The 13,531-nt window shown below is 39.1% G+C and carries 9 protein-coding genes; 2 read left to right on the top strand and 7 right to left on the bottom strand.

The genetic code is table 11. From position 1 onward, the window contains the following. On the top strand, positions 1-2,916 hold a 2,916-nt coding region (locus FEDK69T_RS00170), incomplete at its 5' end, for a PKD-like domain-containing protein (RefSeq protein ID WP_035656259.1). Between the two features lie 261 nt (positions 2,917-3,177). Here FEDK69T_RS00170 and guaB read toward each other — a convergent pair. The 7 genes from guaB to FEDK69T_RS00135 form a co-directional block, all read right to left on the bottom strand. Further along, a complete protein-coding gene (guaB, locus tag FEDK69T_RS00165; protein ID WP_023572099.1) occupies positions 3,178-4,650 on the bottom strand; it encodes an IMP dehydrogenase in 1,473 nt (490 codons plus the stop codon). Positions 4,651-4,724: 74 nt separating this feature from the next. Next, on the bottom strand, positions 4,725-7,211 hold the full coding sequence (locus FEDK69T_RS00160) for a TonB-dependent receptor domain-containing protein (protein WP_420834696.1): 2,487 nt from the start codon (positions 7,209-7,211) through the stop codon (positions 4,725-4,727). After that, entirely contained in the window at positions 7,150-8,517 is a 1,368-nt protein-coding gene (locus tag FEDK69T_RS00155; RefSeq protein ID WP_035630901.1) for an HTTM domain-containing protein, read from the bottom strand. The genes FEDK69T_RS00160 and FEDK69T_RS00155 overlap by 62 nt, the downstream gene beginning before the upstream one ends. Positions 8,518-8,519: 2 nt before the next feature. Further along, the gene (locus tag FEDK69T_RS00150) at positions 8,520-9,635 is read right to left on the bottom strand and encodes an imelysin family protein (protein ID WP_023572097.1); all 1,116 of its coding nucleotides are present in this window, start codon (positions 9,633-9,635) and stop codon (positions 8,520-8,522) included. A gap of 74 nt (positions 9,636-9,709) precedes the next feature. Next, positions 9,710-10,951, bottom strand: coding sequence for a DUF4856 domain-containing protein (locus FEDK69T_RS00145; protein ID WP_023572096.1), 1,242 nt, complete (start codon positions 10,949-10,951; stop codon positions 9,710-9,712). Positions 10,952-11,066: 115 nt separating this feature from the next. Beyond that, positions 11,067-11,930 (bottom strand): hydroxymethylglutaryl-CoA lyase, encoded by an 864-nt coding sequence (locus tag FEDK69T_RS00140; protein ID WP_023572095.1) that lies wholly within the window; start codon positions 11,928-11,930, stop codon positions 11,067-11,069. A gap of 39 nt (positions 11,931-11,969) precedes the next feature. Then, positions 11,970-12,989 carry a quinone-dependent dihydroorotate dehydrogenase gene (locus tag FEDK69T_RS00135; RefSeq protein ID WP_023572094.1) on the bottom strand — a complete coding sequence of 340 codons (1,020 nt, stop codon included), beginning with the start codon at positions 12,987-12,989 and terminating at the stop codon, positions 11,970-11,972. 192 nt (positions 12,990-13,181) lie between these two features. On the opposite strand from FEDK69T_RS00135, the gene FEDK69T_RS00130 reads away from it, so the two are divergent. Next, positions 13,182-13,478: a hypothetical protein gene (locus FEDK69T_RS00130; RefSeq protein WP_023572092.1), complete on the top strand. Its 297-nt coding sequence runs from the start codon at positions 13,182-13,184 to the stop codon at positions 13,476-13,478. Positions 13,479-13,531 lie beyond the last annotated feature (53 nt).

The following is a 13,531-nucleotide window of genomic DNA, read 5'->3' as shown; positions in this document are numbered from 1 at the left end:
GGAAGCTGGTCTCCGGCTTTGGATAACACAAACACAACCAACTATACTTTTACTCCGGATACCGGACAATGTGCTTCTACAACACCTATGACCATTACGGTTAACCCTATTGTGACGCCAACATTTACTCAGGTTGCGCCAATTTGTTCAGGCGGAACGTTAGCTGCCTTGCCAACCACATCAAATGAAGGTATAACCGGAAACTGGTCTCCTGCATTGGATAACACAACCACAACCAACTATACTTTTACTCCCGATGCCGGACAATGTGCTTCTACAGCACCTATGATCATTACGGTTAACCAATTGCCAACAATTTCAGGAACCTTATCGGTGTGTAATGGTTCAAGAATACAATTAATGGGTTCGGAAACAGCGGCATCGACTAATGCGTGGACATCTTCCGATACTTCAATAGCCACTGTGGATGTAAACGGATGGGTTACAGGAGTTTCCGCAGGAACGGTTATCATCACATTTACCGATATCAACGGATGCTCAGTAACTGCAAACGTAGATGTATTAGCTACACCTACAGCAACCATCTCTGTTACAGAGGCGACAATATGTACCGGAACAGCTACAGATATCACCATCACAGGTACTCCAGATGCAACGGTTAACTATACAGTAAACGGAACTCCGGCTTCGGTTACATTACCTGCAACGGGTTCAGTAACTTTCAATAGCGGAAATTTATCGGCTCAAACAACCTATCAGTTGACTGATGCTACCTCAACCTCAGGATGTACAGGAACATTATTGCAATCAGCTGTTGTAAACATCGCTCAGCAGCCTACTGCTTCGATTTCAGACGACACAACAGTTTGCAGCAATTCTTCAACTTTTGTGACATTCACCGGAACACCGGGCGCTACAGTTGAATATACTGTTAACTCAGGAACAATTCAAACAGTAATCCTTGATACGGCCGGGACGGCAACTGTAAATACAGGTAACTTGACAGCAGACGCTACTTATACTTTGGTGAATGCGATTGCAGGAACTACTCCGAACTGTATTCAGTCATTATCAGAATCTTCAACCGTAACAGTGGTACAAACACCTACAGTAATCGCTGATCCACTATCACAATCATTGTGTTCAGGACAGTCCGCTGGAATTCGATTAAACGGAACAGTTCCGAATACTACTTTCACGTGGACCTATACCCAAACAGGAGGCGTAACCGGAGCTTCTAACGGAAGCGGAAACATCATTTCTCAGGTGCTTACTGCAGGGACTACCACAGGAACGGTAACTTATACCATCACACCTTCATCATCAATTAATTGCGCAGGAATACCAACAACAGTAACAGTAACGGTAAACCCTATTCCGGTTGTGAGTACTAATGTAACTGAGCAATCTATTTGTACAGGTGATTCGACCAATATCACTATGTTAAGTGCAACTGCCAACACGACTTTCATCTGGAATGCTGTAGGGCTAGGTGGAGCTACAGGGGCACAAGACGGAACAGGGACATCAATCAACCAAGTCCTGACAGCTTCAGGTACAATCGTAGGTCAGGTTGTATATAACATTACGCCAGTTAACGATGGTTGTTATGGAACGCCTAAAACGGTTACCGTTAACGTTTACCCGAAACCTATTATTAAAGCCAGTCCGGATTCGGAAACCTTATGTTCGGGCGAAAGAACCAATATTCAGTTGACCAGCAATATACCAAATACTACTTTCGATTGGACTGTTCAACCAAATGGTGTGACTGGAGCATCATCAGGCTCGGGAAGTGCTATTACTCAAACTTTGAGTACAATTGGTTTGTCGTCAGGTACAGTTATTTATACGATTACACCAACGGCTAATGGATGTATTGGCACTCCAGTTACGGTTACAGTGACAGTTAATCCGACACCGGAAGTGTTTGGCATTGGAGCTCCACAAGATATTTGCAGTGGCGATTTATCTGGAATTAATGTTATGCCAACTTTTCAGGGAACTTCAATCATGTGGACTGTTGTTGAAAGCGGAGTTACCGGCGCTTCTAATGGAAGCGGAACTGAAACAACTCCGGGAGCAGGTATACCGATCAGTCAGCCCCTGGAAACTACAGGAGATGCACAAGGGACAGCAACATATACTGTTACACCTATTTATAATGGTTGTTCAGGAGAACCAAAAACAATTGTGATTGTGGTAAATCCTAAGCCTAAAACTACTATAGATCCTGGAATGGTTTGTATAGACAGTGTAACCGGAACATTGATTTCCGGATATAATATGGATACTGGTCTAGATCCGGCTGCCTATACTTTCCAATGGTATTATGGCGGTGATATGAATACAGTGATTGCTACATCCAGTTCTTATGAGGCTACTCAGGCAGGTCAGTATACTGTTGCGATAATGAATTCGAGTACAGGTTGTAATGATGAGTTTGTAATTAATGTAGACGAGTCTAATCCGGCAACTAGTGCTACTGCAGTAGTTACGGATTACTTTGAGGATACTCAGGCAATCACGGTAACTGTAGCCGGAAACGGATCTTATTTATACAGTTTGGATGGCGGAGCCTTCCAGGACAGCAATGTCTTTGTAAATGTTTTACCGGGAGAGCACACCGTAACGATTCAGGATGCCGCAGGATGTACAAATATCACTCTAGAGCATATCGTGACCATTGGCTATCCGCGTTTCTTTACACCGAACGGCGATGGTTACAACGATACCTGGAACATCTGGTCGTTGAGTAATGATCAGCCGAATGCTGAAATCCATATTTTCGACCGCTATGGTAAACTGATCAAACAGATTGTTCCCGGCGGAACCGGATGGGACGGATTGTTTGACGGACATACTTTACCATCTACGGATTACTGGTTTACGGTTAAATACAAAGAGAACGGCGCTGAGAAACTATTCAAAGCACACTTCTCAATGAAACGATAATCCATTTTGAATATCTAATACTGAAAAGAGCCACTCTTTTACGAGTGGTTTTTTTATTGTCTTGATGTGAGAGATTACAAAGAAGAAAATAGATTACCGAAATAGCCCTGATGGGAACGGCATCTTTTTGTCCCGTCTTTAACGGGACAAAAAATATAGTGGACAGCAGGAAAAAGGATTACCAAAAAGCCCAAGCCCTTTGCTCCTAAAAATAAAAAAGCCTCCAGTCAAACTGAAGGCTTTCTTTTTGATTTTATTATCTTATCTCGAATAATTCGGAGCTTCTTTAGTAATTGTTACATTGTGCGGGTGGCTTTCGCTGATACCGCTTGATGTAATGCGCACAAAACGTCCTTTGGCTTGTAACTCTTCAACAGAAGAAGAACCGCAGTATCCCATACCGGCTCTTAATCCTCCGATGAATTGTAACATGCTTTCGTTCAATTCGCCTTTGTAAGGAACGCGGCCTACAATTCCTTCCGGAACCAGTTTCTTCACATCGTCTTCCACATCCTGGAAGTAACGGTCTTTAGAACCTTCTTTCATAGCTTCAACAGAACCCATTCCGCGGTATGATTTGAATTTTCTTCCTTCGAAGATGATAGTTTCACCCGGAGATTCCATTGTTCCTGCTAATAATGAACCTAGCATTACACAGTCGGCACCTGCAGCGATTGCTTTCGGGATATCTCCTGTATAACGGATTCCACCGTCAGCAATAACCGGAACACCAGTACCGCGTAAAGCGGCAGCAACTTCCAATACAGCTGAGAACTGAGGGAAACCAACACCGGCAACTACACGGGTAGTACAGATAGAACCTGGTCCGATTCCAACTTTAACAGCATCGGCACCACTTTCTGCCAAGTATAAAGCAGCCTCTGGAGTAGCGATATTTCCAACAACCACATCCAATTCAGGGAATTTAGCTTTCACCTTTTTTAGAACGTCCACTACTCCTTTTGTATGACCATGAGCCGTATCGATGATAACAGCGTCAACACCTGCGTTAACCAAAGCGGTAGCTCTTTCTACTGCATCGGCAGTAACACCAAGAGCGGCAGCTACGCGTAAACGTCCGAATTTATCTTTGTTTGCGTTAGGTTTCTGAGTAAGTTTAGTAATATCTCTGAAAGTAATTAAACCGACTAATTTGTTATGTTCATTAACTACAGGTAATTTTTCGATTTTATTTTCCTGAAGAATTTCTTCTGCAGTAGCTAAAGTTGTTCCTTCCGGAGCTGTAACAAGGTTTTTAGATGTCATTACCTCAGTAATGGCACGGCCATTGTTTTTCTCAAAGCGCAAATCACGATTGGTAACAATTCCGTTTAAGACCTGATGACCGTTAACTACCGGAATTCCACCGATACCGAATTCACGCATTGCCTGTTTAGCATCACCTACTGTAGCTGTTAGAGGTAAAGTAACCGGATCGATGATCATTCCGCTTTCAGCACGTTTTACTTTGCGTACTTCAGCAGCCTGTTGTTCGATGGTCATATTCTTATGTAAAACACCAATTCCACCTTCACGAGCCATAGCAATAGCCATAGAACTTTCTGTAACGGTATCCATTGCTGCAGAAACAATTGGAACGTTAAGCGTAATATTTTTCGAGAATTTAGTTTTGATACTTACTTCGCGTGGAAGTACTTCAGAGTAATTTGGAACCAGAAGAACATCATCGTAGGTCAGACCTTCACCGATAATTTTAGCTGTATGTGCTTTCATGTTGCAATTTGTAGTTAAATTGCATGCAAATATAGTACATTTAAACTTCTTATAAAAACTCTTTTAACTTAACTTTAAAAAACAAATTCCAAAGTAGTATAAAACACTCTCGGTTCTGAAGGAATAATCCCAGGTCCGGGATATCCGGTAGCTCTTCTGGTGAAGTACCAGTTATCCGTTATGTTGTTTATTCCCGCCTCTAATTTGAATCGTTTCCACTTATATGCCGCTGATAAATCCACCACATAATAAGAAGGAATTTCACCGAAAATACCATAAATATTATCATTCGGATCTGCCTCCAGGTTTTCCGCATCTGTGAATTGAGAAGAAACGTACGTTAATTGAAGACTCGACAAAAAGTTCTTGTATCCCATTCCCATTCCCGTTTTCACATTGTACAAGGGAACAAATTCAACTTTATTTCCTTTTATATTTGGTTTGTCGGATTCAAGATATTCCGATCCTGTAACAGATACATTGGAGAACATATTCCATACAAAATTCTCATTATCATCTAAGAATGTTTTGCCGATATTCCAGTCTAACATCGTTTCAACCCCATAAGTAATTGCAGTTCCGATATTGTCGCGTAAACGTACCACAGCGGCTCCCCCGTCTGGATTTGCGGCTTCATACTCCCCTATCTTCTGGTCATAATACAGAGCAAAACCACTGACATCAAATGTTATTTTTTCAAATAACTTTCCTCTGGTTCCGATATCAACCGTATATCCTTTTTCATCGGTAATATCTTCGGCAATAGCCTGACTCGGACTGGCAGTACGGATATCATTAAATGTTACTGAGCGATAGTTTTGGGAAATATTTCCATAAATCTCCATTTTGTTCATCGGCTTGTAACTTAATCCTAATCCCAATAAAACAAAACTTCTTTCTTTTACAGTATTCTCATATTTTGTCTTGTCATAAAAAACGTTACCAGACAAGTCTTTACGGATTCGTCTGTAATAACCATCAGCCTGTGTTTTTATATACTCATATCTGAAACCCGGAGTAACTGAAAAAGCCGAAGAAATTTTGAAAATATTTTCTCCAAACAAAGAAACATTCAGGTTTGGATAAACATATGATGATTGATTGCCGTAATCCGGAAATTCATCCGTAGCCAATTCAAAATCGGCATCAGACCCTGAACTTCCAGGCCCTTGAATCCCGGTATTTCTTGACTGATAGTACTTCCCTCCTATTAAAAAGGCATTGGAATTATTAAATAAGGTATATCTTTTCAGATAACGTGCTTCTGCTCCCCAGTTCACGAAATCACCCAAAATCAAGTCTCTTTCCGTTCCTTGCTTATCCTCATCTGAAACACGGTTAGAACGAAATCCGAGCGCATCTCTTGATGCATCCAAACCGAACAACTGCAATGAAAAATCGGCATTATGACTGAATTTATGCTTTAATCGAAGAGAATACAGATTCCAATCCACAGCAAACCAGTTACGTGCGCGGTTACTTTGCGTTGGATCCTGATTGAACATATAGTCCGTTAAACCTCCCGGTTGTTTTGCCAAATAATCGAAATGGGTATAATCAAAATGCAAAGATGTATTTGCCGTAAACTGGTAGTTTAGGTTAGCAAAGAAGTTTTTGGCATCAAACTGTGAATTAGGACGGAAACCATTCCCTTGTTTGTAATTATAAAAAGAATAGTAGCTGAACTTCCCTTTGGTACCGCTCAAACTGGTGAAGTTGGTAAACAAGTCGTACGACCCGCCTGTAGTTCTGTTGGCAAATTCAATTTCTTTTTTACTCGGACTTTTTATTTTAAAGTTGATCATTCCTCCAAACTGCGTTCCATACTGTAAAGATGCAGCCCCGCGAACTATTTGAATCTCTTCCAAAGCTTCTGTTGGCGTGGCATAATAACTTTCCGGATAACCTAACACGTCGGCGCTGATATCGTAACCGTTTTGACGCGTATTGAAATTTGATGTTCGGTTGGGGTCCAAACCACGTCCGCCGACAGAAAGCTGCAAACCTCCGTCGTTGCTTTCGTTTATCGTTAACCCTACCACCTGAGAATAAATCTGGCGCGGATTGTTTGTAGCTTTATTGGCTGTCAATTTATCCAGAACAACTACTTCCGTCTTTTTTCCAGCATAAATAGCTGTCTCTTCAATGTCTTTCAGTTTTCTGACTGCCGCTATGTTTTCACGTTGTTTGTTTATAACAACTTCAGAAAGCGTTTTACTCAAAGGGTACAATACCACTTTCAGATAAGTTTCCGTCTTATCAATCTTCACTGCCTTTTCAACCATTGCATAGTCCTCAATAAAAAAGACAAATACGAAATTTCCAGGAGCCGAAACACTCATGGAGAAATCCCCTTTTTTATCGGTGTAAATGCTTCGTCCGTTACTTTTATTGACGATCTCTACCCCTGAAAGTTTTTTTCCGGTATTATCAACAACAGTTCCTGAAAATTTATATTGTGAGAACGCATTGAAGGTTAAAAAAAGTAATAACAGATATTTATAATCCCTTAATTTCATCGTTGAACGGAAGTATCCAGGTTTTATGTTTAAATGATTCATTTTCTTTTGCAAGATTTATATTGGGATCTATATATTTTCGGCTTAAACGACCGTTGAGATTGACATAACTTTCAACTTTGACTATCGGGTCGTTAAAACCTATTTTTTTATAATAATCGTGTAAAAAATGGGCGTATTCTAAAATAAAATCGGGTTGAAAAGACATTTGCTTTTCCTGAAAAGTAGTCAGAAAATCGCTGTTGTTGACATAAGCTGTCTTTTTGGTGATGGCATCAGTAACTTTGAATTGAACATATCCATTTTTTTCCATAAGCATTACACGCCATGAAAAACGGAAACCTTCTTCGGTCCAGAAAAGTTCACCAGGGTACAGCAAATAACGGAACGGGAAAAGCAACTGTATACTCATAAAAAAAGCTATGAAACCGAATTTTAATTTTTCCGAAAAAGCAAATTGGTTATTTTTAGCCAATCCGTTTTCAAACCGATCCGCATTCATTTTGAATAATCCGAAAACTTTTTGGAGGACTTTTTTATGGAAACCGGATTCGAAAAAGATCAAGGTACTAATTATCATCACATACGGAAAAACGCCTATGGGAAATAGCATTTTTGTAAATACATGAAAAAAAACAACCAGCATGAACGCTAAAATTCGTGTTCTTTTGTAAAGTAATAAGAACGGGATTATCAAATCGTAAATAGCACCGCACCAACTTAATGCATAATGCACCCAGTTTTCATTAAGAAATTCACCTACAACCGGCATTCCGGCATTCATCGGTAACCATATTTTTAAAGGCATGGCCTCGAACAGCCAATCCGAATTAAGTTTGGCCAATCCAGCATAAAAATATACGATACCCAGCATCAATTTTATTACATCAACTGTCCAGGAAGGTATTTGCTGAAAAGCCTTTTTCGGATTTTGGTAAGCATCTACGGAATAAGCAGCTTCTGCGGGTAAAAAAATCAACAAAAAGCTTACCAGTGAAATAAAATAATAATGGTTGAGATAAGTGGTTTTATCCATCAGTTCGATGTAAGTGAAACCAAGAAAAAAAACAATTATTGCTATTCTGTATTTGTAGCCTATTGCAACCATCAGTGCAGCCAAACCACAAATAAAAAACAACAAATATGTAAAATTACCCAAAGGTTTTACCCATTCGAAACCGTAATAAGAAAAATGGAACAACGGTTTTATATACAGCTTTTCTACCCAGCCATAACTCACAAACCGGATAATGCTACCCAGCATCATTAAACCAAACGCCAGCCTGAAAAAGGCCAGCGTCGCGGTTTCTGTAGTTTTATTAAGATATTTTCTTAGACCGTCAATCATTATTAATCGCCGTCATTATCAACATAGTCTATTACAATTTTCATAGCCGGAATCATATCCAGTTTGAAATAAACCACATTCCACTGCATCTGATCAAAAGAAGCGATCATTTTCCCGTTATCTATTAAAATCTGTTCTGAAAAACTATCTCCTAACAATGCATTTGTACTGTTGATAGTTGTGTATTGGTTATTGATAATTGTACTTAAACGTTGTCCGTCTTTTACAACATTCAAATAATCCAAATATGTTTTTAAACTCGGACCTGTTACTTCAGAATTAAAATACTTACCGTTAAAAAAATCCTGAGTTGCTTTAACTCCTTCATTTAATAATATTTTTGAAATATCATTTTTGTAATATGCTTCAACTTTATTAGTAAAAGTTATACCTTCTGAAAAAACTCCTGCCGGTAAACCCACTTTTCCTGAGCGCACATACGTTTCGTAATTCTTCACAAAAAGATTAACCATTCTGTTAACAGAACTGCTCGCAGAATTACCATTGCTTCCTATAAAAGCAGCTCTATAGTTTCCGTTCCAGTCGTTCACAATCAGATCAACATTGGTTTTAAGTCTTGCCGTCAAATTAGTCAGGTACAGTTTATAACCTGCCGCATTTGAATTAGACGTATAAAAAGCCACTATCGAAGCATCATCATCCGCCAAGCCATTAACCATGTAATCAATAGCCGGAAAACCTTGTTTATCTAATTGCGAAAGAAGGGAAAAGTTATACGTTCCAGACGCTATATTAGTCTCAATACCGGTGGCATTGGTAGGATAAGCATTGGTACAGCTAACGAATTTTATTTGTTCTGCTTTACCGATTTCATACTGTGAAACATACTGAAAAGCTTTATAAGCATCAATCCATGCGGTTCTTACTTCTCCCAATCCAGTTTCAGACGGAGCAGCAGTAAAATCGCCAACTTTTGTTTGAAGTGCCGCAACTTTAATCTGATAATTCTCAAAAGATGGGATAATTAAATTATCAGCCCAATTCGTTAGAAGAGCCGTTCTGTCATAACCATCTCCTGAAGAATCCGAACCGCCATTGTCAGAAGAACATGCTGCAAAAAAAGCAGTAAAACCGATTAAAAGAAGGATTTTTTTCATTTTTGAAATTTTTTGCAAAAGTATAAAAAAAACAGAAGAGTCATTCTCTTCTGTTTTTTCATTTTTATATTAAATTAAGGAGTAACCGTTTCAGCCTGAGCCACAGTAAATCCGAATCGAGTAGCGATTTGCTCAGCCCATCCATCAATATGGTCATTCAAGTAATCAACATCCCAAAGTCCGTTTGTTCCTGCTGTCAACCCACTTAAGATAGCATCAACTTCTGCTTTTGTCATGTAAGGAGAGTTTGTACCTGGCCTGTTAGTATAACGCAAGCTCATGATAAATCCGTATCCTTCAGAAAGTGCGTGGAATGCCTTAGCGCCAGAATCAGTAGCTAATTTACCTTTACCTTCTTTAAGATAGAATACTGCTCTAACCGCAGGAACCAATGCTATTTTTTTCTTGATGATTGCAATTTGCGTATCACGTGTTGCATAGTCGCCAGCTGTGATTGCTGCTCTACCTTTTCTGAAAGCCAATTCGATATCCTCTCTTAAAGATCCGAAATCTGAATCATCATCCACTTGTTTTATATAGCTGCTCCAAAATTTAAGCACTGGACTTGTACCCGTCAGATCATCTCCTCCATAGATATAACCATAAGCTTCATCCCAAAGGTGCTCCATTTTAGTATAATTCTTACCTTCCTCTAAAACCTTGTTTGTATTGTTTTCTCTGTTTGAACCTTCATCCAAAACATTTTTACTCAAGTAATTGTTCACAATCTGATCCATGAAACAAGCTCCCATCATACCTTTTAATAGCACTTGTTGAGGCTCTAATCCGTTAGCCGCAAATAACCGCTTAGAATTACCATCTATATAAGTACCCGCAACACCTGCAGCAGCAACTTCACCTCCGCTGGCAGCAGCAGCATTATCGAATTGTGCTTGGAATAAATTTCTCACAGCAGTTTGCTCAGCTATAGTAGCTCCTCCGTTAAAATTCACGAAGAAATCTCTTGAAGCAGCTGTTTTATTTTTCAATTGCTTATCTGTAGCTGTATTTAACGCAACATTTGAAAACTGACTGTTTACGTTGTTATACATATCAGACAACTTAGCTGCATCAAGAACTGTTCCTGCAGCAGCCTTGTTTTTAATTTCTGTACCCATTTCATCCAGCATAAGAACACGGTTTGTCTGACCAGCATAATCAACAGTTGATTCACCAGATCTTTCAAACGCATAAGTTGTTGGAACAGTGTAGTTGAAAACTTGCTCTTGAGAAGTATTATTATCATCATTTGAACAAGAAACAGAAAATAGAGCTGCCACAGGCAAAGACGCTAAAAGTACATTTTTGAATTTCATATATCTATTTATTTAGATTGAGTTAAAATAAATTTACAGGTGCAAATATATATACTCATTCTAAATAAGTCAAATATTATTTAGACTTTTTTTAAATAATTTTTAACAGGAAATCTTAATGATAAACTGTGAAGATTTTAAGCGCTTCATTATAAGCACTTTCAAAGCTCATTGGGCTTAAATTGGTGTCTGCTTTCACAGAGGTAAAATAAGAAAGCATCTTTTCGGTTGGCATATTTCCGGTCAAATCGTCCTTAGCCATCGGACAACCGCCGAAGCCCTGAATAGCGCCATCAAAACGGCGACATCCAGCTTTATAGGCTGCATCTACTTTTTCAAACCACTTATCAGGTGTAGTATGCAAATGAGCTCCAAATTCCACATTAGGATATTTTGGAATCAGATTGGAGAACAAATAATCGATGACTTCAGGAGTCGAACTTCCAATGGTATCAGAAAGGGAAAGAATCTTAACCCCCATCGCAGCCAGTTTTTCCGTCCACTCACCTACTATTTCCACATTCCAGGGATCTCCATACGGATTTCCGAAGCCCATGGAAATATAAGTCACCACTTCTTTATTGGTTCTATCGGCTATGTTTAAAATTTCCTGCAGCGTTACCAACGATTCAGCTATCGTTTTATGGGTATTTCTCATTTGGAAATTCTCCGATATCGAAAAAGGAAAACCTAAATATTTAATTTCAGGATGAACGGAAGCATTTTCCGCTCCCTGCGTATTGGCGATAATAGCCAGCAGTTTACTTTGAGTATGAGACAAATCTAATTTTGCCAAAACCTCTGCCGTGTCCTGCATTTGCGGTATGGCTTTAGCCGAAACAAAACTTCCGAAATCAATGGTATCAAAACCAACACGCAATAACGATTGGATGTACTGCACTTTTTTATCTGTCGGGATAAATTCTTTAATGCCCTGCATAGCATCGCGAGGACACTCGATAATCTTGACTTTTTCCATTGAAGAATCTGAGGTTCTGAGTGGCTAAGGTACTACCTTTTATGCTTTTTCTAAAATCTTTTTGTTAATGGCTTTCACCAAGGCTGGCCCTTCGTAAATAAATCCAGTATACAATTGTACCAGACTGGCGCCGGCTTCCAGTTTTTCGATGGCATCTTCAGCTGTATGAATTCCGCCCACACCAATAATCGGGAATGCTTTATTGCTCTTTTCGGAAAGAAAACGAATTACTTCCGTAGAACGTTTCGTCAATGGTTTTCCGGAAAGACCACCCATTTCAATTTTATTCACTGATTGCAATCCGTCACGGGAAATAGTTGTATTGGTTGCAATCACGCCTGCTATTTTGGTTTCTTTTACAATATCGATGATATCCAGCAATTGCTCATCAGTTAAATCCGGTGCAATTTTTAAAAGAATTGGCTTTTGCTTTGGCTTAGTTGCATTTCTGGTTTGAAGCGTCTGCAGTAATTGCGTCAACGGCTCTTTATCCTGCAACGCTCTCAAATTAGGGGTATTAGGCGAACTTACATTTACCACGAAATAATCCACATAATCATACAAAGCATCAAAACAGATTTCATAATCCCTTACCGCTTCTTCGTTAGGTGTAACTTTGTTTTTTCCGATGTTTCCACCAATTAAAACGCCGTTATTCGCTTTCAGACGTTGTACCGCTTCCTCTACGCCGCCGTTGTTGAACCCCATTCGGTTAATAATCGCCGAATCTTCTCTTAAACGGAACAAACGCGTTTTCGGATTTCCTTCCTGGCCTTTTGGAGTTAACGTACCAATTTCTATGAATCCGAAGCCAAAATCCGAAAGTTCTTTATACAATTTGGCATCCTTGTCAAAACCAGCGGCAAGTCCTACCGGATTTTTGAATTTCAAACCAAACACTTCACGCTCTAAACGTTTATCGTTGACCGCATAGCACGATTTTAGTATTGCAGAAACACCCGGAATTTTATTGGCAAAACGAACGGCCGAAAAAGTAAAATAATGAACTGCTTCAGGATCGAAACAAAAAAGTATAGGACGAATAAGCTGTTTGTACATGGTATAATTGTGTTGTTGAGCAAAAATAGAAATTTGAATTCAGAATTCGGAAATTATCTCACAGAATGTTTTTCATCCGTTTCATTCAAAATCAGAAAAATTAATTTTAAAATATTACAAATCAATATCTTACAATTTTATTAATTCGTAACTTTAGCAGTCATTTTTTGTTTAATTTAATTTTTTTACATTATGTATGTAGTCAGAGAAATATTCTATTTACAATTTGGCCGATTTAAAGAAGCCAAAGCGATGTTTGAACAAGCCAACAGTCTTGGCTTAATGAAAATGCCTGAAGGCGGAAGAATCCTAACCGACTTCACCGGAGAAAGCTATCGTTTCATATTCGAATCGCCTTATAAAACCTTAGCCGATTTTGAAGCGGATTTAAACCGAGAAATGAGTGCCGAAGCCTGGAAAGAATGGTATGAAAAATTCAAACCGCTGGTAAGACATTCGGAACGTGAAATCCTGAAACAGATTTCATAAAAAATCACCGGGAACTTATATATCATTGTCACCTTTCTCTAAGTTACAAAAAC

The organism is Flavobacterium enshiense DK69, from assembly GCF_000498495.1.
Taxonomy (GTDB): Bacteria; Bacteroidota; Bacteroidia; order Flavobacteriales; family Flavobacteriaceae; genus Flavobacterium; species Flavobacterium enshiense.
Note: the sequence above shows the minus strand (reverse complement) of the source record. Positions and strands in the feature narration are given on the sequence as shown.